19 protein-coding genes are annotated in these 24,413 nt (G+C 64.0%); 16 read left to right on the top strand and 3 right to left on the bottom strand.

The window, feature by feature from the left end:
• Positions 1-21: 21 nt before the first annotated feature.
• The 3 genes from ACZ9GA_RS02080 to edd form a co-directional block, all read right to left on the bottom strand.
• Positions 22-741: a response regulator gene (locus ACZ9GA_RS02080; RefSeq protein WP_027979005.1), complete on the bottom strand. Its 720-nt coding sequence runs from the start codon at positions 739-741 to the stop codon at positions 22-24.
• Between the two features lie 63 nt (positions 742-804).
• Positions 805-1,761: a glucokinase gene (locus tag ACZ9GA_RS02075; RefSeq protein WP_457357463.1), complete on the bottom strand. Its 957-nt coding sequence runs from the start codon at positions 1,759-1,761 to the stop codon at positions 805-807.
• The gene (edd, locus tag ACZ9GA_RS02070) at positions 1,758-3,587 is read right to left on the bottom strand and encodes a phosphogluconate dehydratase (RefSeq protein ID WP_455925651.1); all 1,830 of its coding nucleotides are present in this window, start codon (positions 3,585-3,587) and stop codon (positions 1,758-1,760) included. Before edd ends, ACZ9GA_RS02075 begins: the two co-directional genes overlap by 4 nt.
• Positions 3,588-3,868: 281 nt before the next feature.
• On the opposite strand from edd, the gene gap reads away from it, so the two are divergent.
• The 16 genes from gap (at position 3,869) to gcvT (ending at position 24,162) form a co-directional block, all read left to right on the top strand.
• A complete protein-coding gene (gene gap, locus ACZ9GA_RS02065) occupies positions 3,869-4,870 on the top strand; it encodes a type I glyceraldehyde-3-phosphate dehydrogenase (protein WP_027979007.1) in 1,002 nt (333 codons plus the stop codon).
• Between the two features lie 206 nt (positions 4,871-5,076).
• On the top strand, positions 5,077-5,592 hold the full coding sequence (locus ACZ9GA_RS02060) for an RNA polymerase sigma factor (RefSeq protein WP_457357465.1): 516 nt from the start codon (positions 5,077-5,079) through the stop codon (positions 5,590-5,592).
• A 147-nt stretch (positions 5,593-5,739) separates the two neighbouring features.
• Positions 5,740-6,642 (top strand): FecR family protein, encoded by a 903-nt coding sequence (locus ACZ9GA_RS02055; RefSeq protein WP_457363596.1) that lies wholly within the window; start codon positions 5,740-5,742, stop codon positions 6,640-6,642.
• Positions 6,643-6,892: 250 nt separating this feature from the next.
• Positions 6,893-9,466 carry a TonB-dependent receptor gene (locus ACZ9GA_RS02050; RefSeq protein WP_457357467.1) on the top strand — a complete coding sequence of 858 codons (2,574 nt, stop codon included), beginning with the start codon at positions 6,893-6,895 and terminating at the stop codon, positions 9,464-9,466.
• Positions 9,467-9,580: 114 nt separating this feature from the next.
• Complete coding sequence (locus ACZ9GA_RS02045; protein ID WP_457357469.1) at positions 9,581-10,195, top strand: biliverdin-producing heme oxygenase; 615 nt, start codon at positions 9,581-9,583, stop codon at positions 10,193-10,195.
• Positions 10,196-10,251: 56 nt separating this feature from the next.
• The gene (locus ACZ9GA_RS02040; RefSeq protein WP_457357471.1) at positions 10,252-10,647 is read left to right on the top strand and encodes a YbaN family protein; all 396 of its coding nucleotides are present in this window, start codon (positions 10,252-10,254) and stop codon (positions 10,645-10,647) included.
• A 132-nt stretch (positions 10,648-10,779) separates the two neighbouring features.
• Positions 10,780-12,918 (top strand): methyl-accepting chemotaxis protein, encoded by a 2,139-nt coding sequence (locus tag ACZ9GA_RS02035; RefSeq protein ID WP_457357473.1) that lies wholly within the window; start codon positions 10,780-10,782, stop codon positions 12,916-12,918.
• A 79-nt stretch (positions 12,919-12,997) separates the two neighbouring features.
• Complete coding sequence (locus ACZ9GA_RS02030) at positions 12,998-14,347, top strand: CoA transferase (RefSeq protein WP_457357474.1); 1,350 nt, start codon at positions 12,998-13,000, stop codon at positions 14,345-14,347.
• A gap of 185 nt (positions 14,348-14,532) precedes the next feature.
• Complete coding sequence (locus tag ACZ9GA_RS02025; protein WP_457357476.1) at positions 14,533-14,901, top strand: DUF5064 family protein; 369 nt, start codon at positions 14,533-14,535, stop codon at positions 14,899-14,901.
• Positions 14,902-15,023: 122 nt separating this feature from the next.
• Positions 15,024-15,425, top strand: coding sequence for an MbcA/ParS/Xre antitoxin family protein (locus ACZ9GA_RS02020; RefSeq protein ID WP_457357477.1), 402 nt, complete (start codon positions 15,024-15,026; stop codon positions 15,423-15,425).
• Positions 15,425-16,105 carry an RES family NAD+ phosphorylase gene (locus tag ACZ9GA_RS02015; RefSeq protein WP_457357479.1) on the top strand — a complete coding sequence of 227 codons (681 nt, stop codon included), beginning with the start codon at positions 15,425-15,427 and terminating at the stop codon, positions 16,103-16,105. Before ACZ9GA_RS02020 ends, ACZ9GA_RS02015 begins: the two co-directional genes overlap by 1 nt.
• 155 nt (positions 16,106-16,260) lie before the next feature.
• The gene (locus ACZ9GA_RS02010; protein ID WP_457363597.1) at positions 16,261-17,769 is read left to right on the top strand and encodes a sigma-54-dependent transcriptional regulator; all 1,509 of its coding nucleotides are present in this window, start codon (positions 16,261-16,263) and stop codon (positions 17,767-17,769) included.
• 405 nt (positions 17,770-18,174) lie between these two features.
• The gene (gcvH, locus tag ACZ9GA_RS02005) at positions 18,175-18,552 is read left to right on the top strand and encodes a glycine cleavage system protein GcvH (RefSeq protein ID WP_457357480.1); all 378 of its coding nucleotides are present in this window, start codon (positions 18,175-18,177) and stop codon (positions 18,550-18,552) included.
• 10 nt (positions 18,553-18,562) lie between these two features.
• Positions 18,563-21,409, top strand: coding sequence for an aminomethyl-transferring glycine dehydrogenase (gene gcvP / locus ACZ9GA_RS02000; protein ID WP_457357482.1), 2,847 nt, complete (start codon positions 18,563-18,565; stop codon positions 21,407-21,409).
• Positions 21,410-21,633: 224 nt separating this feature from the next.
• A complete protein-coding gene (locus ACZ9GA_RS01995) occupies positions 21,634-23,010 on the top strand; it encodes an L-serine ammonia-lyase (protein WP_457357484.1) in 1,377 nt (458 codons plus the stop codon).
• A gap of 30 nt (positions 23,011-23,040) precedes the next feature.
• Positions 23,041-24,162, top strand: coding sequence for a glycine cleavage system aminomethyltransferase GcvT (gene gcvT, locus ACZ9GA_RS01990; RefSeq protein ID WP_457357486.1), 1,122 nt, complete (start codon positions 23,041-23,043; stop codon positions 24,160-24,162).
• Positions 24,163-24,413: the final 251 nt, after the last annotated feature.

The raw sequence follows: 24,413 nt of genomic DNA, 5'->3' as shown, positions 1-24,413 counted from the left end.
AGCGAGCGCGGCACCAGCCGCTTAAGCCGTGACAACGTTGGCCGCCAGCAGGTAGCCACTGCCGCGCACGGTACGGATCAGCCGCGGCGGTTTGTCGGTGTCGCGCAGGCGCTGGCGCAGGCGGCTCACGGCCATGTCGACGATGCGGTCGAGGGGCATCAGGTCACGGCCACGGGTGGCGTTACCGATGGTGTCGCGGTCGAGAATTTGCTGGGGGTTGTCGAGGAACAGCTTGAGCAGGGCGAAATCGGCGCCGGAGAGGAACACTTCCTCGCCGTCGATGTGAAACAGCCGGTGGCTGATCATGTCCAAGCGCCAGTCGTCGAAGGCCACTACCTCGCCGCCGCGTTCCTGGCCGAATTGCGCGCGGCGCAACAGGGCCTTGATGCGCGCTTGCAGCTCGCGGGGGCTGAAGGGTTTGCCCAGGTAATCGTCGGCGCCCAGTTCCAGGCCAATGACCCGGTCGGCTTCGTCGGAGCTGGCAGTGAGCATGATGATCGGCATCTGCGCCTGACGCGGGTGCTGGCGCACCCAGCGGCACAGGCTGAAGCCGTCTTCATCGGGCAGCATGACGTCAAGAATGGCCAGGTCCGCCGGTGCCTCGTTCAAGGCCTGGCGAAATTGCTGACCGTCACCCGTGGTGCGGACGGTGAAGCCCGCGCGGGTGAGGTAGGTGTCCAACAGTTCGCGGATTTCCTGGTCATCGTCGACCAGGAGGATCGTTTTGCCGGCAGTGGTCACGTGCTGCGTCCTTGTGTCCAGCGTCGGGTCGAGGCGCCCGATCAATAAACGCAGATTAAACGCCTACCCCCGTGCCTGCTGCAAGGCCACACCAGCCCCAATCAGCCCCGAGAACTCGGCGGTCACAACCCAGACGGGAATGCCCTGGAAGTATTCGCTCATGCAACCCTTGTCGGCAAAGCTCTCGGCGAAGCCGCTGCTGAGGAACAGATCGAGGAAACGCGGGATCACGCCACCGACGATATACACCCCGCCACGACCGCCCACGGTGAGCACGTTGTTGCCCGCCACACGGCCCAGGAAGCGGCAGAACTGGTCGATGACCGCCATCGCCACCGGCTCGCCGGCGAGCGCCGCCGAGGTGATGGCCGCAGGCGTCACCAGGGTGGCCTCGTGACCATCGACCGCGCAGACCGCCTGGTACAGACGCAACAGGCCGCCACCGCTGAGGATGGTTTCGGCGCTGACATGGCCGATTTCGTTCTGGATGTGCTGGCGCAGCTGCGCCTCGCGGGCATTGCCCACCGGCAGGTCGACATGGCCACCTTCGCCCGGCAGGGCCATGTAGCGCTCCTCGCCCAGGTTCAGCAGGGTGCCAACGCCAAGGCCAGTGCCCGGGCCGATAACCACAGCGGCACGCGCAGGGTCGGCAGCACCGGGGCAGACGGTTTTGAATTCGCCGTCTTCCAGGCGCGTCATGCCCAGGGCCATGGCGGTGAAGTCGTTGATCAGCAGCAGATGTTCAACCTGCAGCGTCTCGCAGAACGCCTTGCGGCTCAAGCGCCAGTGGCTGTTGGTGAAGCGGAACTCATCGCCGCTGACCGGCCCGGCCACGGCCAGGCACACCGCGCCAATGGCGCCGCGCTCATGGCCCAGGTCCTTGAGGTAGACCCCAATGGCCTGCTCGGGGCTGGTGTAGTCCGCGGTCGGGAACACGCGCACCGAGTGCAGCGCGTTGTCTTCCCACAACGCAAAACGTGCGTTGGTACCGCCAATATCGCCAACAAGGGCGAGCTTCATTTGAGATTCTCCAGGCCGGACGTGAAGGCGCTGGCGCCCTGCTCCGCCGAGCTGAAGGCCAGCCGCATGAAACCGAACAACTCACGACCACAGCCCACGGCGTTGGCCAGTTGACCCACGGCAGGCGTGCGTTCGGCAAATTCGGCAGCGTCTACCAGCACCTGCAGGGTGCCCTTGACGCCATCGACGCGGATGATATCACCGTCGCGCACCTTGGCCAGCGCCCCGCCATCAAAGGCTTCCGGGCAAACATGGATGGCGGCCGGGATCTTGCCCGAGGCGCCGGACATGCGCCCGTCGGTCACCAGCGCCACTTTGAAGCCGCGATCCTGCAGAACGCCGAGGAACGGGGTCATTTTGTGCAGTTCGGGCATGCCGTTGGAACGCGGGCCCTGGAAGCGCATCACTGCGACAAAATCACGCTCCAACTCGCCGGCCTTGAAGGCGTCGGCCAGGTCTTGCTGGTCTTCGAACACCCGCGCCGGGGCTTCGACGATCTGGTGCTCGGGGGCCACGGCCGAGACCTTCATCACGCCACGACCCAGGTTGCCTTCCATCACCCGCAGGCCGCCTTCCGGGGAGAAGGCACGCGCCACCGGGCGCAGGATGTTCTCGTCCAGGCTGTTGACCGGGCCTTCGCGCCATACCAGCTTGCCGTTGTCCAGGAACGGCTCCTGGGTGTAGCGGCTCAGGCCATGGCCGGCGACGGTGTTGACGTCTTCGTGCAGCAGGCCGGCGGCCAGCAGTTCACGCACCAGGAACGACATGCCGCCAGCGGCCTGGAAGTGGTTGATGTCCGCCTTGCCGTTTGGATACACGTGCGACAGGGTCGGCACCACTTCAGACAGGTCAGCCATGTCCTGCCAGGTGAGGATGATGCCCGCCGCCATGGCGATGGCCGGCATGTGCAGCGTGTGGTTGGTGGAACCGCCGGTGGCGTGCAAAGCGACGATGGAGTTGACCAGCGACTTCTCGTCGACGATCTCGCCAATCGGCATGAAGCTTTCGCCGCTGGCCTTGGTCATGCGCGTGACCTGATGCGCTGCCTCTACGGTGAGGGCATCGCGCAGCGGGGTGTTGGGGTTGACGAACGAGGCGCCCGGCAGGTGCAGGCCCATCACTTCCATCAGCAACTGGTTGGTGTTGGCGGTGCCGTAGAAGGTGCAGGTGCCGGGGCTGTGGTAGGACTTCATCTCCGACTCCAGCAGCTCTTCGCGGCTGGCCTTGCCCTCGGCGTAGCGCTGGCGAACGTCGGCCTTTTCCTTGTTGGAAATGCCCGACGGCATCGGCCCGCCCGGTACGAAGATCATCGGCAGGTGGCCGAAGCGCAGGGCGCCCATCATCAGGCCCGGCACGATCTTGTCGCAGATGCCCAGCATCAGCGCGGCGTCGAACATGTTGTGCGACAGCGCCACGGCGGTGGACATGGCGATCACTTCGCGGCTGGCAATGCCCAACTCCATCCCCGGCTCACCCTGGGTGACGCCATCGCACATGGCCGGCACGCCACCGGCAAACTGGCCCACCGAACCGATCTCGCGCAGGGCCTGCTTGAGCTGCTCGGGGTAGGTTTCATAAGGCTGGTGCGCCGAAAGCATGTCGTTATAAGACGACACGATGGCGACGTTGGCGGAGTTCATCATCCGCAGCGCGTTCTTGTCCTCGGTGCCGCACCCGGCCACGCCGTGGGCGAAGTTGGCACATTGCAGCTTGGCACGCATCGGGCCATCACTGGCAGCCCCGCGGATCAGTTGCAGGTAACGCTCGCGCGTTGCGCGGCTGCGATCAATCAGCCGTTGGGTAACCTCTAGAACACGGGGATGCATGTGAAGAACTCCAGGCTATGGGGGCAACCGCTGCACTCCTTCCCATTATCCCATCTGCCGCCTAGGCTCAGTGCAAAGGCTTGCTTTTGATCAACAGGAACAGCCGCGCCGGTCACTCGTTGTAGATAAAACAAAATATTGCCACCAAAAAGGCTTGTTTTCTATTTTTTTGCGAATAATCTTGTAATTCCAATAACAAAACAGATTCTGTGAACGATTCCCCTGGCCTGGCGCCTGATGCATAGAGGGGCACCGCACACAATCTGAACGCAGGTACCGACATGACTCTTCGAATTGCCATCAACGGTTTTGGCCGCATCGGCCGCAACGTCCTCCGTGCACTGTATACCCAAGGCTACCGCCAGGACCTGCAAGTCGTCGCGATCAACGACCTGGGTGACAGCGCGATGAATGCCCACCTGCTGAAATTCGACAGCGTGCATGGCGCCTTCGACGCCACCGTTGAGTGCGACCAGGAAAGCATCACCGTCAATGGTGACCGTATTGCCGTCAGCGCCATCCGCAACCCCGCCGACCTGCCGTGGAAAGCCGAACGCGTTGACGTGGTATTCGAATGCACCGGCCTGTTCACCGACCGCGCCAAGGCCGCCGCGCACATCAGCGCCGGCGCCCGCAAGGTGATCATCTCGGCCCCGGCCAAGGGCGCCGACGCCACTGTGGTGTATGGCGTGAACCACGACATCCTGCGCGCCTCGCACCAGATCATTTCCAACGCCTCGTGCACCACCAACTGCCTGGCCCCAGTGGCCCAGGTGCTGCACCGCGAACTGGGCATCGAACAAGGCCTGATGACCACCATCCACGCCTACACCAACGACCAGGTGTTGACCGACATGTACCACAGCGACCCGTACCGGGCGCGTTCGGCCACCCAGTCGATGATCCCCAGCAAGACTGGCGCAGCCGAAGCGGTGGGCCTGGTGCTGCCGGAACTGGCGGGCAAATTGACCGGCATGGCGGTGCGTGTGCCGGTGATCAATGTGTCGCTGGTGGATTTGACCTTGAACCTGTCCCGCGAGGCTAGCGTGGATGAGGTCAATGCGTTGATGAAAGAAGCGGCTCAGCATTCGAAGATTCTGGGTTACAACACCTTGCCGCTGGTGTCGTGCGACTTCAACCATAATCCGCTTTCGTCGATTTTCGATGCCAATCACACCAAGGTGGCTGGGAAGATGCTGAAAGTGATGGCTTGGTATGACAATGAGTGGGGGTTCAGCAATCGGATGCTGGATAACTGCCTGGCCTTGTGGAATGCACAATAAAGCTGACGCCTCTCCCCTGTAGCCGCTGCCGCCAGGCTGCGCTGGCCCCGAACCTCACTGAGTGTCTCCAGGGTTCACAGCGGCCAGCGCAGCCTTCGGCAGCGGCTACAGTAACAACCTCGACACCGAAATTTTGCACGCAAGTACTTGACCAATATGGCAGATGATAAGCATTATCATTAACACCTTCTTGGCCCGGTACCGCTGTGAGTCAGTCCCACTTCAATTCCGTCTTCCTTGCCCAGCGGCTCAGCCTGCTGCGCACGCTGCAACGCATGGTCGACAACCCCAGCACGGCCGAAGACCTGCTTCAGGAAACCTACTTGCGGGTGACGCGCGCCTTGAGCGAGCGGGCCATCGAGCACCTTGAACCCTTCGTCTTCCAGACCGCCCGCAACCTGGCGCTGGACCACCTGCGCGCGCGTCGGGTGCAAGAACGCACCTTGGTCGAGGACGTGCCCAACGAGGTGGTGCACAACGTCGCGGCCAGCCAGAGCACCCCGGAGGAAGCCGCCCATGCCGAGCAATTGCTGATGCGCCTCAACACCAGCCTCAGCCAGCTGACGGCCCGCCAACAACGCATCTTCATCCTCAGCCGCCTGCACGGCTGCAGTTACCTGGAAATCGCCGGCGAGTTGGACGTATCCGCCAGCACGGTGCAAAAGGAATTGAAATTGATCATGGCCATTTGCGTGGGCGTGGCGCAGCGGATGGATGTCTGACAGACACGCTGTAGGACGTCTCTGAAGTGACATGACCTTCACCGCACATGCTCCCAGTCTTTGGTAAGCTTTCCCCCTTGCCACCGCCATGAACTCGCCACCCGAGGAACCCGCGTGACCGAACACCCCGCCGCCGACGACAGCGCCATGGACCAGGCACTGGACTGGCTGATCCGCCTGGATTGCGCCAGTGCCGAGGAGCGCCTGGCGTTCGAGCAATGGCTGGCGGCCACGCCTGCCAACGCCCAGGCTTTCGCCCAGGCCAGCGCCGTGTGGAATGGCGCGGCGGTCAACCAGGCCGCTCAGCAGTTGCAGACGGTGACCGTGCGTTCGTGGCGGGCGCGCTTGCGGCCATTCTTCAAGCCCATGGCGGCGGCCGCGGTGATTCTGGTGGGGGTGTTCAGCTTCACCAACGTGCCGTTGCGCCTGGAGGCGGACCACCTCACCGTGGTGGGCGAACGCCAGCGCCTGCAACTGGATGATGGCTCCAAGGTGCTGCTCAACACCAACACGGCGTTTTCCTCGCACATCGACCCGGTGCGTCGCGAGGCGCGGCTGTACCAGGGTGAAGCGTTTTTCCAGGTGGCCGGCAACCGCCAGCAGCCGCTGGAGTTGCAGGCCGGCCCGGTGCGCGCCAGCATCCGCGACACCGACTTTGCCGTGCGCCTGCTCGATGGCGTGGCGCAGGTGCAGGTGCAACGGGGCAATATTGACCTGTCTAGCAACGATAACGGCCACGTGCGCCTCAGTGCCGGCGACAGCATCCGCGTCGGCCCCCAGGGCTTTGGCCAGCGCCAGCACCTGGATGCGCAGAAGGACCTGGCCTGGGTGCAGGGCCGTCTGGTGTTCGAGAACTGCCCGCTGAGTCAGGTGCTGGATGAACTGCGCCGCTATTACCCGGGGTGGATCGTCAACACCAATGAGCAACTGGCCAAGGTCGAGGTGACCGGCAACTATCGCCTGGAGAACCCGCTGGACGTGGTGCGCTCGCTGGCGCACATCACCTCGGCGTCGCTGCATGAATACCCGGCGCTGGTGATCCTCAACTGACCTGACACCTTTGTAGCCGCTGCCGCCAGGCTGCGCTGGCCCTGGAACACCCTGAAGATTTCCAGCGAGGCCAGGGGCCAGCGCAGCCTACGGCAGCGGCTACGCAGTAAGCGCCGCCTGGAATTAAACACTTTTCAATTATTTTTACGCGACCCCGTCCCCTGCTTCGTCTCGTTATAGCCAATGCAACTGATTCGCATTATTTAATCAGTTCATCACTAGAACGCCGCGCCACAGGGAGCGCCCTTCGATGTCCTCAGGTTTCAATCGCTTCAGCACCACCAAACCCGGCCCGCGCACGCTGTCCGTGCTGACCATGGCCATCCTGCTGGCTGCCACCCAGGTAGCGCCGGCGATGGCCGCAGAGACTGCCGGCAGCAGCCAGGCCATGGGCAACTACAGCTTCGCCATCGGCCAGCAGCCGCTGGTGTCGGCGATCAACGCGTTTTCGCAGGTTACGGGCTGGCAGGTGGGGCTGTCGGCGGACCTGGCCCAGGACGTGCAATCGCCGGGCGTGCGTGGTTCGCTCAAGCCTGAACAAGCGCTGGACCGCCTGCTGGTGGGCACCAACCTGAGTGTGCACAAGATCGGCCCCAACAACGTGGTGCTGGAACGCCGCAACAGCGGCGCCATCGCCCTGCAACAGGTGACCGTCAGCGCCACCCGTAACGCCCAGGACGTCAACAGCGTCCCCGCCACCGTCACCGTGCAAGACCGCGAAACCCTGGACCGCAACAACGTCAACACCATCAAGGACCTGGTACGGTACGAGCCAGGCGTGTCGGTGGGCGGCGCTGGCCAACGCTCGGGCATCACCGGCTACAACATCCGCGGCATCGACGGCGACCGCGTGCTGACCCAGGTCGACGGTGTGGAAATACCGGCCAGCTTCTTCAACGGCCCCTACGCGCAGACCAACCGCAACTACGTGGACCCGGAAATCGTCAAGCGCGTCGAAATTTTGCGCGGCCCGGCCTCCTCCCTGTACGGCAGCAGCGCCATCGGCGGCGCCGTCAGCTACTACACCCTGGACCCGGACGACATCATCAAGCCCGGCCAGGACTTCGGCGCCCGCCTGAAAACCGGCTACAGCTCGGCCGACCGCAGCTGGCTGAAATCCGGCACCATCGCCGGCCGCGAAGGTGATTTCGATGCCTTGCTGCACGTGAGCCAGCGCGACGGCCACGAAACCGAATCCTACGGCAGCCACGGCGGCACCGGCCTGAACCGCACCGCCGCCAACCCCGAAGACGCCAAGACCACCAACGTGCTGGCCAAGCTGGGCTGGAACTACGGCGACGACGCACGCCTGGGCCTGACCTACGAAAAGTACAAGGACGACCGCGACACCAACCAGAAAAGCGCGGTGGGCGGGCCCTTCGTCAACGGCTCAGGCTTTGGCATGTACAAGGCGCGCAGCGGCAACACCACTACCTCGCGTGAACGTTTCGGCATCGAAAACAGCTTCGGCCTGGACAGCTACCTGGCCGACCACGTGAAGATGAGCCTCAACTACCAGATCGCCAAGACCGACGAAACCACCGAGGAGATCTACGCGCCGTCGCGGGTGGTCTACCGTACGCGCGACACCCAGTACAAGGAACGCACCTGGATCTTCGATGCGCAGTTGGACAAGTCCTTCGCCATCGCCGACACCGACCATCACCTGACCTACGGCACCACGCTCAAGCAGCAGAAGGTCACCGGCCTGCGTACCGGTGAAGGCATCTGCATGTCGGTGGCCACCTACTGCACCTCGATCGGCGCGGTCAGCACCAACACCACCGACACCCCGGCCGCAGCCAGCGACTTCCCGGACCCAACCGTCAACACCTACAGCCTGTTCGCCCAGGACGAAATCAAGTGGGACCAGTGGACCTTCCTGCCGGGCCTGCGCTATGACTACACCCAGATGAAGCCGCACATCACCCAGGAATTCCTCAACACCGCGTCGCAGAGCGGCGACGATGTCAGTGCCGCGGAAAAAACCTGGCACAAGGCAACCCCGCGCTTGGGTGTCACCTACGCCTTCAACGACAACTACACCTGGTACGGCCAATACGCCGAAGGCTTCCGCACGCCGACCGCCAAGGCGCTGTACGGCCGCTTCACCAACACCTCCCAGGGCTACACCGTGGCGCCCAACCCCAACCTGAAGCCTGAAAGCAGCAAAAGCTTCGAGACCGGCCTGCGCGGCCAGTTCGAGCACGGCACCTTCGATTTGGCGGTGTTCTACAACAAATACCACGACTTCATCGACGAGAACTCGCTGACCCCGGGTTACACCGAAACCACCTTCCAGAGCGTCAACATCAAGAAGGCCACCATCAAGGGTGCCGAGGCCAAGGGCCGCCTGAACCTGGACGCCTTCGGCCTGCCATCAGGCCTGTACACCCAGGGGTCGGTGTCCTACGCCTACGGTCGCAACGACGACACCGGCGAGCCGCTCAACAGCGTCAACCCGCTGACCGGCGTGTTCGGCCTGGGCTACGACCAGGACAACTACGGTGGCCTGGTGAGCTGGACCGTGGTTAAGAAGAAAGACCGCGTCGACAGCAGCACCTTCCACACCCCCAACGGCGATACCACCGCCTTCAAGACCCCAGGCTTTGGCCTGGTGGACCTGACCGGTTACTACAAAGTGACCAAGGACGTGACCGTCAGCGCCGGCCTGTACAACGTGCTCGACAAGAAATACTGGCTGTGGGATGACGTGCGCGGCTACGACAGCGTTGGCGAGGCCTCGGTCACCCAACCGGCCAACCTCGACCGCCTGACCCAGCCGGGCCGCAACTTCTCGGTCAATCTGGTCTGGGACATCTGAGGTGTTTCGCGGTACCGTTGCCTCGGCTGACGGTGCCGCGAAGTTTTTTTACTGAGTTAGCCGCGCTGATTCGTCTAGTAAGGCAGCCTTCTTCGTTTTCAAGGATTCCTGCATATGAGTGCCATCGAAACCAACGCCGCTGCGGCCACCGAGCAGCCAGCCCTGCGCTCGGCACGCCTGCGCCAGGCCAGTGCCGTGCTGCACGACCAACTGGAACACGCCGTGGGCGCCCACGCCCCGTTCGAAAGCCGTGAAAGCTACGGCCGCTTCCTGCAGATGCAGTACCTGTTCCAGTCCGAACTCAAGCACCTGTACAACGATCCGCAACTGAACAAGCTGTTCCCCGACCTGGCTTCGCGCTGCCGCGCCGACGCCGCCCTGGCCGACCTCAACGATCTGGGCCTGGCCGTGCCGACCAGCGTGCCGGGCGCGCTGGCCAACCCGAACCAGGCCACCGCCCTGACCTGGATTCGTGTGTCCGAGGGCTCCAAGCTGGGCGCTGCCATCCTGATCAAGCGCGCCGAAGCCATGGGCCTGAGCGAAACCTTCGGTGCCCGCCACCTGGCAGAACCCGAGGGCGGCCGCATGCGCGGCTGGAAAGCCTTCAACGCCATCTTCGACGCCCTGCCCTTCACCCCAGGCGAAGAAGCGGACGCTGATCAGGCCGCGGTTGACGCCTTCTCCCGCCTGCAAATACTCTTGCAGCACACGTATTCCACTCACGCCTGAGTCGACACCGGTCGCGGTTCGCCTGCGGCCGGTTGCTGCTTCCTTATGCCTATCCCATGACCTGTCGACTGTCCGCCAAAACCAAACGCCTGCTGTACGGCCTGCTTGCCTATACCAGCCTGGGCGTGGGCCTTGTGGCCATCGTCATCCCCGGCCTGCCCACCACCGAGTTCATCCTGCTGTCTGCCTGGGCCGCCACCCGCAGTTCGCCGCGCCTGAGTGCCTGGCTGGAAAACCATCGCCTGTTCGGCCCCATGCTGCGCAACTGGCGCAATGGCAAGATCATCGCCCGCCGCGCCAAGATCAGCGCCACCCTGAGCATGGTGCTGTGCAGCGTGGTCATGCTGATGACCCTCAACCACGCCTGGCCGGTATTCGCCGCCATTGGCGGCATGCTGCTGGTCAATCTGTGGATCTGGTCACGTCCTGAGCAGACCATTCGCGAAAATTGATCGCCGCCTGTCAAAAATATTTAAAGTTGTCCGTGTAAAGGCCGAACTCCCGGTATCGCTGAAGAGATTCGGCGGGCGGGATCGTGCGCGATCCCCGCTGTCCCGACTGGTCAACTTGTGAGTGAGCGCCCCATGTTCGACAACCTTTCCATTCGTCTCAAGATCGTGCTGCTGGCGGGCCTTTGCCTGCTCGGCGTGGCAGGCCTGATCGTCGGGATAAACCTGTACCAGACACGGCAGAACAACGAGCTGGTGAGCAGCTCCAGCAGCAAGATGCTGACTGAAAGCGTCCAGAATTTGCTACAGGCAAAGGCGGCCGAGAAAGCCGCGCACATGCAGAAGACCTTTGGGGACAACCTGCTGGTGGCCAATGCCGCCGCCGACCAGATCCTGGGCCTGCGCGCCTTGGCCGAACACCGCGGCCTGCCACCCGCCGCGCTGCGTGAAGAACTCAACCAGGCGTTGAAAGCCATTTTTGAACGCAACCCGAAAATCCTGGGTGTGTGGACCTCGTTCGAGCCCCAGGCGCTGGATGGCCATGACGGCGACTTCCTCAACGACCTCAAGCGCGCCTCCAATGAGAGCGGGCGCTTCGCCCCGTACTGGAGCCGCGCCAACGGCACCGCGCTGAACACGTTCACGTCCGAAACCGACATGAACAAGACCGAACTGAACCTCACCGGCACCCCGTACAACGTGTGGTACACCTGTGCCCGCGACAGCGCCAAGCCGTGCCTGCTGCAACCCTACACCGACACCGTGGGCGGCAAGCTGATGCTGATGACCAGCATCGCCGTACCGCTGCTGGACCACGGCAAAGTGGTGGGCGTGGTGGGTGTCGACCTGGCGCTGGACTCGCTGCAATCTTCGGCGGAGAAATCCCAGGCCGACCTGTTCAACGGCGCCGGGCGCATCATGATCGTCTCCACCGCCGGGGCCCTGGCGGCCAACAGCGGTGACGCCAGCCTGCTGGGCAAGAAAATCGATCAGGTACTGGGCAGCGACGGCCGCGACATCATGCAACTGGTCGCCGCCAACCAGGCCAAGGTGCTCAAACAGGGCAGCACCATCCGTGCGGTCTACCCCGCCGCCCCCATCACCGACGGCAGCCCGTGGGGCGTGGTCATCGACCTGCCCGAGCAAGTACTGCTGGCCGACGCGGTGAAACTCCAGGGCGTACTCGACGCGGCCCAGACCCGCGGCACCATCACCGTGATCGTGGTGGGCATCATCGCCACCGTGGTGGGCCTGTTGCTGCTGTGGCTGACCGCCAGCGGCGTGACCCGGCCGATCAACAGCGTGGCCGCCATGCTCAAGGACATCGCCAGTGGCGATGGCGACCTGACCCAGCGCCTCAAGTACAGCAAGAAAGATGAGTTGGGCGAACTGGTGAGCTGGTTCAACCGCTTCCTCGACAAGCTGCAACCCACCATCGCGCAGATCAAGCAGACCGTCAGCGATGCGCGCAACACGGCTGATCAGTCTTCGGACATCGCCCGCCGTACCAGTGATGGCATGCAGGTGCAGTTCCGCGAGATCGACCAGGTGGCCACTGCCTCCAACGAAATGAGCGCCACGGCCCACGAAGTCGCGTCCAGCGCCTCCAACGCCGCCAACGCGGCGCGCGGTGCCGATCAATCGGCGAAGGATGGCCTGTCGATCATCGAGCGCAGCACCCGCGATATCAACGTGCTGGCCGAAGAAGTGAGCAAGGCGGTTGGCGAGGTCGAGACCCTGGCGGTCAACAGCGAGCAGATCGGCTCGGTGCTGGAAGTGATCCGCAGCATCGCCGAGCAGACCAACCTGCTGGCCCTCAATGCTGCCATTGAAGCTGCCCGTGCCGGCGAAAGCGGCCGTGGTTTTGCCGTGGTGGCCGATGAAGTGCGCAACCTGGCCAAGCGCACCCAGGACTCGGTGGAAGAGATTCGCCACGTGATCGAGCGCATTCAAAGCGGCACCCGTGGCGTGGTGCAGACCATGCATTCCAGCCACACCAAGGCCCAGGAAAACGCCGGGCAGATCCAGCAGGCCGTGCAGGCACTGGGCAAGATCAGCGAGGCCGTGGGCGTGATCAGCGACATGAACCTGCAGATCGCCAGCGCCGCCGAGGAGCAGAGCGCGGTGGCCGAAGAGGTCAACCGCAACGTTTCGGCCATCCGCAGCGTGACCGAAACCCTGACCGGCCAGGCCACCGAATCGGCCCAGGTCAGCAGCCAGCTGAATGCCCTGGCCACGCAGCAGATGAAATTGATGGATCAATTCCGCGTTTGACGGTCAAACCCTGTGTATTGTTGATGCAATGCACAGGGACTGTCGCTACCACGGTCCTTCAACCAGGAGGACCGCTGGGATGCCAGCATTACTCGCACGCTTCGCCCAGGCACTGCAATTGCCGCTCGACGACCTGCCCCAGGTCGCCTTCCCGGGCATGGGCGCCCTGCCCTCCACCTTCGCCGTCACCGACTTTGCCAGCGCCAGCATCGCTGCCGCAGGCCTCGCCGTGGCCGACCTGCTGCGCAAACAGGGACATGCCGTAGCCGACATCAGCGTCGACCGCCGCCTGGCCTCGTTCTGGTTCGCCAGCAGCCTGCGCCCCATGGGCTGGACGCCGCCCCCGCCCTGGGACCCGATTGCCGGGGACTACGCCACGGCCGATGGCTGGATACGCCTGCACACCAACGCCCCGCACCACCGCGCCGCCGCACTCAGCGTATTGGGCGACTGCGACGAGCGTGACGGCGTGGCCGCAGCGGTCAGCCAATGGAGCGGCGAGGCGCTTGAGCGCGCGGTGGTCGAGGCCAACGGCTGCGCTGCCCGGATGCTCGACGTGGCGCAGTGGGCCACTCATCCCCAAGGGCTCGCCGTGGCAGCAGAACCCCTGATCGAGCAGGTGGCGGGGCCTGCGGAACGGGCGCTGCCCTGGCATGACAACCCATGCCAACCGCTGGCGGGCATCAAGGTGCTGGACCTGACCCGCATCCTGGCCGGCCCTGTGGCCACGCGCTTCCTGGCCTCGATGGGCGCCGAAATACTGCGCATCGACCCGCCTGGCTGGGAAGAACCGTCACTGGCACCCGAGGTGACCCTGGGCAAACGCTGCGCCCGCCTGGATTTGCATGACAGCCTGGACCGCATCACCTTCGAGCGGCTGCTGGCCCAGGCCGACGTGTTCGTCCATGGCTATCGCGCCGATGCGCTGGAACGGCTTGGCTACGACGGCGAACGCCTGCACCAGCTCAATCCCGCCTTGATCGACATCAGCCTCAACGCCTATGGCTGGACGGGGCCTTGGCGCAACCGGCGCGGTTTCGACAGCCTGGTACAGATGAGCACCGGCATCGCCGCCGCCGGGCAGCAATGGCGACAGGCCGACCAGCCGGTGCCATTGCCCGTGCAGGCACTGGACATGGCGACCGGCTACCTGGCCGCCGCCGCTGCAATCACCGGGTTGGCCAGCGGCCGGGCGAGTTCGGCACGCCTGTCCCTGGCCCGCACCGCCAAGGCCCTGGTGGATCACGGCCAGGTCACCACAGACCTGCCTTTGGCGGCAGAAAGCGGCAGCGACCTGGCCACCCAGATCGAGCACACCCCTTGGGGCCCCGCCCAGCGCCTGGCCCCGCCGCTGACCATTGCCGGCACGCCGATGCAATGGGCCAGCCCGGCGGCCGAACTGGGCAGCAGCCCTGCCAGCTTCAGCTGATTCAAATCCATCTGTAGCAGCGGCCGTCAGGTCGCGTCACAGGCGCCGCGCACTGGCTGACCCACCGCGCCGCCTGTGACGCAGCCTTCGGCAGCTGCTACAGGGGCGAGGCATAGGCTGTGTGGGGGAACGCGTAGCCGCAACCGGGGGTCTATCCTCTACCCTTTCCATGAAGGAACCGCCCCATGGCCCAGTTCGAACCCGGCTACCTGCACCTGCAGCGAGCGGCCCTGCAGCCTGATGATTTCAGCTACGACATCACCCTGCGCTACGACGTGCTGCAGGATGCCGAACGCGGCAAATACGTGCACTTCAACGTCGAAGGGCACATCAACGACCAGGCCTTCGATGACGAATTCGAGCTGGGCAAGGATGAGTGGTACAACTTTGCCAGCTCGGCAGATCACATCGCGCGCAAGAATGGGTTGCCGGCAACGCATGTGTTGTCGCTGTCGGTGCACAGTCATTATGACGCTGCGTTTGAAGATATTCGTAGCAGGATCGGCGCGAAGTCTGGGGACGCCGTTGCTCCGGAGCATTTGTCCCCTTACTGAAGGCAAAGGCTCCATCCGACGAAGACGTCAGAAACGCCCTTCATCCATATACGAATCATCTGATTTAATTAATTCGCTTCGGGAGTAGAATGAGCTGACCGTAACGCTTTCCGGAGAACCCCATGAATACGCCGGCCCCATTGAAACATCCTGCCAGTGACCAGGCTGAGATTGGCCGTGTTGCCCTGACGTTCTTTTTCAATCTCATGGACCACTGGCAATGCACTGCCGATCAGCAACGCGTTCTGCTGGGAAGCATCGGCAATACCACCTATTTCAATTGGAAAAAGCGTCCGTCGGTGCGCCTGCCTCACGATACGCTGGAGCGTATTTCCTACCTGATGGGCATACACAAAGCCCTGCGTATTCTGTTCAGCAACCAACCCGAACGCAGCTATGAATGGGCGAGTAAAGAAAACACTGCCGCGCCTTTCAACGGCCGCTCCGCCTTGGACTACATGCTGGGTGGACGCGTGGTAGATCTCGCGGATGTAAGGCGGTACCTGGATGCGGTGCGTGGTTGATGAGCGACGCTCTACTTCCCGAATGGAGTCAGGCATTCCGTATCGTCAACAGTGCATTTCCCCCGATCAGCGTGTTTGAGGACACGCTGGACGCCGCTGACCTTGAGACTGCTTTCATCATCGAAAGCCTGACCAACGACAGATTGTGCGACGAGGCGGGGCAGATTCAACGCGTTCCGCCCCATGACCGAGTGTGCGGCCCTGGCTCTACGCCCATCATGGCCGCCTTTACTCATATCGGACGCGCCAGTCGATACACCGATGGCAGCTTCGGGGTTTACTACTGCGCGAACGCGATTGAAGCGGCGATTGCTGAAACTCGTCATCACCAGGAGGCATTCTGGCGCGCCACTGCCCAGGACAGCTTTGAAGTCACGATGCGGACGTACATCAATCAGGTGGTAAGACCGATGATCGATGTACGGCATAGGGATGACTTCCATCATCCTGAAGCCGGCAGCTACCCGTCGACCCAGACGTTCGCACGCCAGCAACGCGAAGCCCAGGCCTGGGGGCTGCTGTATCGCAGTGTGCGCTCACCCGGGCACGAATGCGTAGCCGCCTTGCGGCCGCCGGCATTGTCACCCACCACGCAAGGCCCCCACTTTCGCTACTGCTGGGATGGCAGAACACAAACCTTCAGCCACGTGCTGGAATTCAGGGAGTTCCCCAACCTGTAGCCGCTGCCGCCAGGCTGCGCTGGCCCTTGAGTACAGCCCGCAATCCCAGGTTGCAATACGGGCCAGCGCAGCCATCGGCAGCGGCTACAGGATGCACGATGCCCCCGAGGCAAGGCATACTCGCCGTCCCTGCTGTCCAGATTCCCTGCCCGCCCATGCGCATTCATGTCAGTTTCATCGATCGAGTCGGTATCACCCAGGAAGTCCTCGCCCTGCTGGGCGCGCGCAATCTCAACCTCGATGCCGTGGAGATGGTGCCGCCCAACGTCTACATCGATGCGCCTACCCTGAGCCCCAAAGTGCTGGACGAACTGCGCGAGGCGCTGTTGAGCGTGCGCGGGGTACAGAGCGTCAGCGTGGTGGACATACTTCCGGGCCAGCGGCGCCACTTGCAGCTGGATGCGCTGCTGGCGGCCATGACCGACCCGGTGCTGGCGCTGGACAGCGCCGGCAATGTGCTGCTGGCCAACCCGGCGTTGATCAGCCTGTATGGGCGTGAGCCGGCCGGCGAATCGGTGACCGAACTGTTCCGCGACCCGACCCTGCTCGATACGCTGCTCGACCAGGGCTTCCGCCTGCCGCTGCGCGAAGTCAGCGTCAACGGTGAAACCCTGCTGCTGGACGCCACGCCCATCACCGATGCTGGCGCGTTGCTGACCCTGTACCCGCCCAACCGCATCGGTGAACGCCTGGCCGCCCTGCACCATGACCATGCCGAGGGTTTTGATTCGCTGCTGGGCGACTCGCCGCCCATTCGCACCCTCAAGGCCCGCGCCCAGCGCGTGGCGGCGCTGGATGCGCCGCTGCTGATCCAGGGCGAAACCGGTACCGGCAAGGAGTTGGTGGCCCGCGCCTGCCACGCCATCAGTGCCCGCCACAGCGCGCCGTTCCTGGCGCTGAACTGTGCGGCCCTGCCGGAGAACCTCGCCGAAAGCGAACTGTTCGGCTACGCGCCGGGCGCGTTCACCGGTGCCCAGCGCGGCGGCAAACCGGGGCTGATGGAGCTGGCGCACCAAGGCACGGTGTTTCTCGATGAAATCGGCGAGATGTCGCCGTACCTGCAGGCCAAGCTGCTGCGTTTCCTCAACGACGGCAGCTTCCGCCGCGTGGGCGGCGACAAGGAAGTGAAGGTCAACGTGCGCATCCTCAGCGCCACCCACCGCAACCTGGAGAAGATGGTCAGCGAGGGCGCCTTCCGCGAAGACCTATTCTACCGCCTCAACGTACTCAACCTGGAAGTGCCACCGCTGCGCGAGCGCGGCCAGGACATTCTGCTGCTGGCGCGCTCGTTCATGCAGCAGGCGTGCACACAGATCCAGCGGCCCATCTGCCGCCTGGCTCCCACTACCTATCCAGCGTTGCTGGGCAACCGCTGGCCGGGCAACGTGCGGCAGTTGCAGAACGTGATCTTCCGGGCGGCGGCCATTTGCGAAGGGGCGCTGGTGGACATTGGTGATCTGGATATTGCCGGCACTGCAGTGGCGCGACAGGGCAGTGACGGTGAAGTGGAAAGCCTTGAGCAAGCCGTGGACGATTTTGAACGGGCGCTGCTGGAGAAGCTGTACACCAGCTTCCCCTCCACCCGCCAGTTGGCCACGCGCTTGCAGACCTCCCACACCGCCATCGCCCACCGCCTGCGCAAATACGGCATCACCGGCAAATAGCCGTCTGTGTGGGACCGGGCGAAGCTCGGGAAGTGGACGACTCCATCACCTTGCTTGCCGCTTCCCGAGCTACGCCCGGTCCCACAGGGTATACCCACACAATGCAGCCATCACGGACCGATGGAACGAATTCAATACATCGTACCGATTTCGTTCCATGGCGGTTTCGAGCTTCATTCCCAAGGCCCTGATCCCCTTCATAAATCTTTCCCTCCGAGCCATGTAGCGATTTCGCTACAGATGCGCTTGCCCGCCGCTCTCCAAAACCCGCTAAAACCCTGATTTCAAAGGCCAAACCCAAGGTTGGCAACGAACTTGCTAAGTAACCGGCAGACCCCGTCCGGTGCCTTGCCCCGGACACATCCATTGCGTTGGCCAGCCGTCATCTGGCCTCGAGGAGTTTCCATGAGCGAATTGCGTTTTACTGTCGAACACGAATGGCTGCGCGTTGAAGCGGACGGCAGCGTGACGGTCGGCATCACCCCCTTTGCCCAGAACGCCCTGGGTGACGTGGTGTTCGTGCAATTGCCGGAACTGACCACCTACGCCAAGGATGCCGAAGTCTCGGTACTGGAATCGGTAAAGGCCGCCAGCAGCATCAACATGCCCCTGGATGGCGACGTCGTGGAAGTGAACACCGAACTCGACGCCAGCCCCGAGCTGGTCAACGAAGACGCACTGGGTGCCGGCTGGTTCTTCCGTTTCATCCCGGCCGACGCCAGCCAGGTGGGCGAACTGCTTGACCAGCAGGCCTACGACAACCTGATCGCCGCCCAGGCCTGAGGACTGACCGATGACCACTTCGCTGAACACCAACAACGAATTCATCGCCCGTCATATCGGCCCGCGCGCCGCTGACGAGCAGGCCATGCTGACCACCCTGGGCTACGACAACCTCGACGCCCTGACCGCCAGCGTAATCCCCGACACCATCAAGGGCACCGCCGTGCTCGACCTGCCGGCCGGCCAGGGTGAAGCCGAGGCGCTGGCCGCCATCAAGGCCATCGCCGCGCAGAACAACCTGTTCAAGACCTACATCGGCCAGGGCTACTACAACTGCCACACCCCGGCGCCGATCCTGCGCAACCTGCTGGAGAACCCGGCCTGGTACACCGCCTACACCCCGTACCAGCCAGAAATTTCCCAGGGCCGCCTGGAGTCGCTGCTCAACTTCCAGACCCTGATCAGCGACCTGACCGGCCTGCCGATCGCCAACGCCTCGCTGCTGGACGAAGCCACCGCTGCCGCCGAAGCCATGACCTTCTGCAAGCGCCTGAGCAAGAACAAGGCAAGCCACCGCTTCTTCGCCTCCGCCCATTGCCATCCGCAAACCCTGGACGTGCTGCGCACCCGCGCCGAGCCACTGGGTATTGAAGTGGTCGTCGCCGACGAGGCCCAACTGGCTGACGTCAGCGAATTCTTCGGCGCCCTGCTGCAATACCCGGCCAGCAACGGCGACATCTTCGATTACCGCGAACTGGTAGAGCGCTTCCACGCCGCCAACGCCCTGGTGGCCGTGGCCGCCGACCTGCTGGCCCTGACCCTGCTGACCCCGCCAGGCGAATTCGGCGCCGACGTGGCTATCGGCAGCGCCCAGCGCTTCGGCGTGCCGCTGGGCTTCGGCGGCCCGCACGCGGCCTATTTCTCCACCCGCGATGCGTTCAAGCGCGACATGCCCGGCCGCCTGGTGGGCGTGTCCATCGACCGCCACGGCAAGACCGCCCTGCGCCTGGCCATGCAAACCCGCGAGCAGCACATCCGCCGCGAGAAGGCCACCAGCAACATCTGCACCGCCCAGGTACTGCTGGCCAACATCGCCAGCATGTACGCCGTGTACCACGGTCCGGCCGGCCTGACCCAGATTGCCCGCCGCACCCACACCCTGACCGCGATCCTGGCCCAGGGCCTGAGCGCCATGGGCGTCACCGTCGAGCAGCAACACTTCTTCGACACCCTGACCCTGGCCACCGGCAGCGCCACCGCCGAGCTGCACGCAAAGGCCCGCGCCGCCGGCCTGAACCTGCGCGAAATCGACGCCCAGCGCCTGGGCCTGTCGCTGGACGAAACCACTCGCCAGGCTGACGTGGAAGCGATCTGGGCACTGTTCCCAGGCCAGCAACCAGCCTTCGATACCCTGGCCGCCGCCGTGGCCGAGCGCCTGCCGGCCGCCCTGCTGCGCCAGTCGCCGATCCTCGCCCACGAAGTGTTCAACCGCTACCACTCCGAAACCGAGCTGATGCGCTACCTGCGCAAGCTAGCCGACAAGGACCTGGCGCTGGACCGCACCATGATCCCGCTGGGCTCGTGCACCATGAAGCTCAACGCCGCCAGCGAGATGATCCCGATCACCTGGCCGGAATTCGGCAGCCTGCACCCGTTTGCCCCGGCCGAGCAGAGCAAAGGCTACCAACTGCTGACCGACGAGCTGGAAAGCATGCTGTGCAAGGCCACCGGCTATGACGCCGTGTCGCTGCAGCCCAACGCTGGCTCCCAGGGCGAGTACGCCGGCCTGCTGGCCATCCGTGCCTACCACCAGAGCCGTGGCGACGAGCGTCGCGACATCTGCCTGATCCCCTCGTCGGCCCACGGTACCAACCCCGCCACCGCCCACATGGCCGGCATGCGCGTGGTGGTGACTGCATGCGATGAACGCGGCAACGTCGACATCGAAGACCTGCGCGCCAAGGCCATCGAGCACCGCGAGCGCCTGGCCGCGATCATGATCACCTACCCGTCCACCCACGGTGTGTTCGAGGAAGGCATCCGCGAAATCTGCGCCATCGTCCACGACAACGGCGGCCAGGTGTACATCGACGGCGCCAACATGAACGCCATGGTCGGCCTGTGCGCCCCGGGCAAGTTCGGCGGCGACGTTTCGCACTTGAACCTGCACAAAACCTTCTGCATCCCCCACGGCGGTGGCGGCCCGGGCGTCGGCCCGATCGGCGTCAAGTCGCACCTGGCGCCGTTCCTGCCAGGCCACGGCACCATGGCCCGCAAGGAAGGCGCCGTGTGTGCGGCACCGTTCGGCAGCGCTTCGATTCTGCCGATCACCTGGATGTACATCCGCATGATGGGCGGCGAAGGCCTCAAACGCGCCTCGCAACTGGCCATCCTTAACGCCAACTACATCTCGCGTCGCCTGGAAGAGCACTATCCTGTGTTGTACACCGGCAGCAATGGCCTGGTGGCGCACGAGTGCATCCTGGACCTGCGCCCGTTGAAGGACAGCAGCGGCATCAGCGTCGACGACGTGGCCAAGCGCCTGATCGACTTCGGCTTCCACGCCCCGACCATGTCGTTCCCGGTCGCCGGCACGCTGATGATCGAGCCGACCGAGAGCGAATCCAAGGCTGAACTGGACCGTTTCTGCGACGCCATGATCTGCATCCGCGAAGAAATCCGCGCGGTGGAAAACGGCACGCTGGACAAGGACGACAACCCACTGAAGAACGCGCCGCACACCGCTGCCGAACTGGTGGGCGAATGGGCCCACGCCTACACCCGCGAACAGGCGGTGTACCCGCTGGCCTCACTGGTGGAAAGCAAGTACTGGCCGCCGGTAGGGCGCGTGGACAACGTGTTCGGCGACCGCAACCTGGTGTGCGCCTGCCCGTCGATCGAGGCGTATCAGGACTGATCCGCGGCGCCTGATTCCCGAGCTTCGCTCGGTCCCACACCGGTCGCGGCAGTGGTGTCAGGGAGGCAAAGCACACAGCCTTTGGAAGCAATGCAGGTATTTCTGTAGTGCCACCAAAGGCTAAAAGCTTGATCTCATTGATTCAACTGCCGCGACCGGTGTGGGACCGAGCGAAGCTCGGGAAAAGGCCACCCCGTTCCCATGCCAGCCCCTGGAGAACTTGTATGTCTTTAAGCGTTTTCGACCTCTTCAAGATCGGCATCGGCCCCTCCAGTTCCCACACCGTCGGCCCGATGCGCGCCGCCGCGCGCTTCGTCGAGGGCCTGCGCCGCGACGACCTGTTGTCGGCCACCGCCACCGTCAAAGCCGAGCTCTACGGCTCGCTGGGCGCCACCGGCAAAGGCCACGGCAGCGACAAGGCCGTGCTGCTGGGCCTGGAAGGCTCGCACCCTGACACCGTCGACACCGAAACCGTGAACGCCCGCCTGCAGACGATCCGCGACAGCGGCCGCCTCAACCTGCTGGGCGAACACAGCATCGCCTTCGTCGAAAAACAGCACCTGCTGATGATCCGTAAACCCCTGCCCTTCCACCCCAACGGCATGATCTTCCGTGCCCTGGACGAATATGGCCTGGAGATCCGCAGCCGCGAGTATTACTCGGTGGGCGGTGGCTTCGTGGTGGATGAAGGCGCGGCGGGCGCTGACCGCATCGTCGAAGACACCACGGTGCTGCCCTTCCCCTTCAAGACGGGCAAGGAACTGCTGGCCCATTGCGCGGCGCAGGGCATGACCATCAGCCAGCTGATGCTGGCCAATGAAAGCGCCTGGCGCCCGGAAGCCGAAACCCGCAGCGGCCTACTGAACATCTGGCAGGTGATGCAGGACTGCGTGGAGGCTGGCTGCCGCAACGAGGGCATCCTGCCGGGCGGGCTGAAGGTCAAGCGCAGGGCGGCGGCGCTGTACCGCCAACTGTGCAAGAACCCGGAAGCGGCCCTGCGCGATGCCCTGTCGGTGCTGGACTGGGTCAACCTGTACGCCCTGGCGGTGAACGAAGAAAACGCCTTTGGTGGTCGCGTGGTGACCGCGCCCACCAATGGCGCCGCCGGCATAGTCCCGGCTGTGCTGCATTACTACATGCGCTTCGTGCCCGGTGCCAACGAGGACGGCGTGGTGCGCTTCCTGCTCACGGCCGCCGCCATCGGCATTCTCTACAAGGAAAACGCTTCCATCTCCGGCGCCGAAGTGGGCTGCCAGGGCGAGGTCGGCGTGGCCTGTTCCATGGCCGCCGGTGCCTTGTGCGAGGTGATGGGTGGCAGCGTGCAACAGGTCGAGAACGCCGCCGAGATCGGCATGGAACACAACCTGGGCCTGACCTGCGACCCCATCGGCGGCCTGGTGCAGGTGCCCTGCATCGAACGCAATGCCATGGGCTCGGTCAAGGCCATCAACGCGGTGCGCATGGCCCTGCGCGGCGACGGCGTGCACTACGTGTCGCTGGACAAGGTAATCCGCACCATGCGCCAGACCGGCGCCGACATGAAAAGCAAATACAAGGAGACCGCCCGCGGCGGTCTGGCCGTCAACATCATCGAGTGTTGAACCCCTCTTTCTGGAATTCTGGAGTCAACGATGTCCGAACAACTGCAACAAACGCCGCTGCACGCCCTGCACCTGGAACTGGGCGCCCGCATGGTGCCGTTCGCCGGCTATGACATGCCCGTGCAATACCCGCTGGGCGTGATGAAGGAACACCTGCACAGCCGCGAACAGGCCGGCCTGTTCGACGTGTCGCACATGGGCCAGATCCGCCTCACCGGCAGCGACGCTGCCGCTGCCCTGGAAACCCTGGTGCCGGTGGACATCATCGACCTGCCCGTGGGCATGCAGCGCTACGCCATGTTCACCAACGAGCAGGGCGGCATCCTCGACGACCTGATGGTGGCCAACCTGGGCAACGACACGTTGTTCCTGGTGGTCAACGCTGCGTGCAAGGACCAGGACCTGGCCCATCTGCGAGCCCACATTGGCACCCGCTGCACCATCGAGCCTCTGTTCGAAGAGCGCGCCCTGCTGGCCCTGCAAGGCCCTGCAGCGGTGACCGTGCTGGCGCGCCTGGCGCCGCAGGTGGCACAGATGACCTTCATGCAGTTCGCCCCCGTGGCCCTGCTGGGCGTGGACTGCTACGTCAGCCGCTCGGGCTACACCGGTGAAGACGGCTTCGAAATCTCCGTGCCCGCCGCCCACGCCGAGGCCCTGGCCCGACGCCTGCTGGCCGAACCGGAAGTGGCCGCCATTGGCCTGGGTGCACGTGATTCGCTGCGCCTGGAAGCCGGTCTGTGCCTGTACGGCCACGACATGAACGAGCAGACCACGCCCATCGAGGCCAGCCTGCTGTGGGCCATCTCCAAGGCCCGTCGCGCCGACGGCGCGCGTGCCGGTGGCTTCCCCGGCGCCGAGGCGGTATTCGCCCAGCAGCAAGGCGGCGTGGCCCGCAAGCGCGTGGGCCTGTTGCCTCAGGAGCGCACCCCGGTGCGCGAAGGCGCAGAGATCGTCGACGACAGCGGCGCCATCATCGGCACCGTGTGCAGCGGCGGCTTTGGCCCTACTTTGGCAGGCCCGGTAGCCATGGGTTATGTGGACACCGCCCACGCCGCGCTCGACACCCCCGTGTGGGCCATCGTGCGTGGCAAGAAGGTAGCGATGAAGGTCAGCAAGATGCCGTTTGTGGCACAGCGCTATTACCGCGGATAAGCGCCTTACCATGGCAGCCCGTCGGGCTGTCATGGAGCCGACATACGCCGCGTGTTTTATTCGATTTCGACCTGACCCAAGATCATTCGAAAATACCTGAATGAAAAGGTCGGAAACCCCCGCAGGAAAAGGCTCGAACAGCGGTAAAAAAGGTGGAAATCCAGCGCTCGCGAGGGCTTGTTTTTCTTCCCGAAGTTAGCGTAGAGTTTCCTCACTGTGTTTGCATGGGTCGCTATGGTTCGTGACCTGGG

Source organism: Pseudomonas sp. TE3644 (genome assembly GCF_056278815.1).
The sequence above is the reverse complement of the archived record's forward strand: the minus strand, read 5'-3'. Positions and strand labels throughout refer to the sequence as shown.

Bases quoted from the DNA above. Each gene is read 5' to 3' on its own strand.
- ACZ9GA_RS02075 (WP_457357463.1), bottom strand. From the start codon at position 1,761: ATGAAGCTCGCCCTTGTTGGCGATATTGGCGGTACCAACGCACGTTTT.
- edd (WP_455925651.1), bottom strand. From the start codon at position 3,587: ATGCATCCCCGTGTTCTAGAGGTTACCCAACGGCTGATTGATCGCAGC.
- gap (WP_027979007.1), top strand. From the start codon at position 3,869: ATGACTCTTCGAATTGCCATCAACGGTTTTGGCCGCATCGGCCGCAAC.
- ACZ9GA_RS02055 (WP_457363596.1), top strand. From the start codon at position 5,740: ATGGACCAGGCACTGGACTGGCTGATCCGCCTGGATTGCGCCAGTGCC.
- ACZ9GA_RS02050 (WP_457357467.1), top strand. From the start codon at position 6,893: ATGTCCTCAGGTTTCAATCGCTTCAGCACCACCAAACCCGGCCCGCGC.
- ACZ9GA_RS02045 (WP_457357469.1), top strand. From the start codon at position 9,581: ATGAGTGCCATCGAAACCAACGCCGCTGCGGCCACCGAGCAGCCAGCC.
- ACZ9GA_RS02040 (WP_457357471.1), top strand. From the start codon at position 10,252: ATGACCTGTCGACTGTCCGCCAAAACCAAACGCCTGCTGTACGGCCTG.
- ACZ9GA_RS02035 (WP_457357473.1), top strand. From the start codon at position 10,780: ATGTTCGACAACCTTTCCATTCGTCTCAAGATCGTGCTGCTGGCGGGC.
- ACZ9GA_RS02030 (WP_457357474.1), top strand. From the start codon at position 12,998: ATGCCAGCATTACTCGCACGCTTCGCCCAGGCACTGCAATTGCCGCTC.
- ACZ9GA_RS02025 (WP_457357476.1), top strand. From the start codon at position 14,533: ATGGCCCAGTTCGAACCCGGCTACCTGCACCTGCAGCGAGCGGCCCTG.
- ACZ9GA_RS02020 (WP_457357477.1), top strand. From the start codon at position 15,024: ATGAATACGCCGGCCCCATTGAAACATCCTGCCAGTGACCAGGCTGAG.
- ACZ9GA_RS02015 (WP_457357479.1), top strand. From the start codon at position 15,425: ATGAGCGACGCTCTACTTCCCGAATGGAGTCAGGCATTCCGTATCGTC.
- ACZ9GA_RS02010 (WP_457363597.1), top strand. From the start codon at position 16,261: ATGCGCATTCATGTCAGTTTCATCGATCGAGTCGGTATCACCCAGGAA.
- gcvH (WP_457357480.1), top strand. From the start codon at position 18,175: ATGAGCGAATTGCGTTTTACTGTCGAACACGAATGGCTGCGCGTTGAA.
- gcvP (WP_457357482.1), top strand. From the start codon at position 18,563: ATGACCACTTCGCTGAACACCAACAACGAATTCATCGCCCGTCATATC.
- ACZ9GA_RS01995 (WP_457357484.1), top strand. From the start codon at position 21,634: ATGTCTTTAAGCGTTTTCGACCTCTTCAAGATCGGCATCGGCCCCTCC.
- gcvT (WP_457357486.1), top strand. From the start codon at position 23,041: ATGTCCGAACAACTGCAACAAACGCCGCTGCACGCCCTGCACCTGGAA.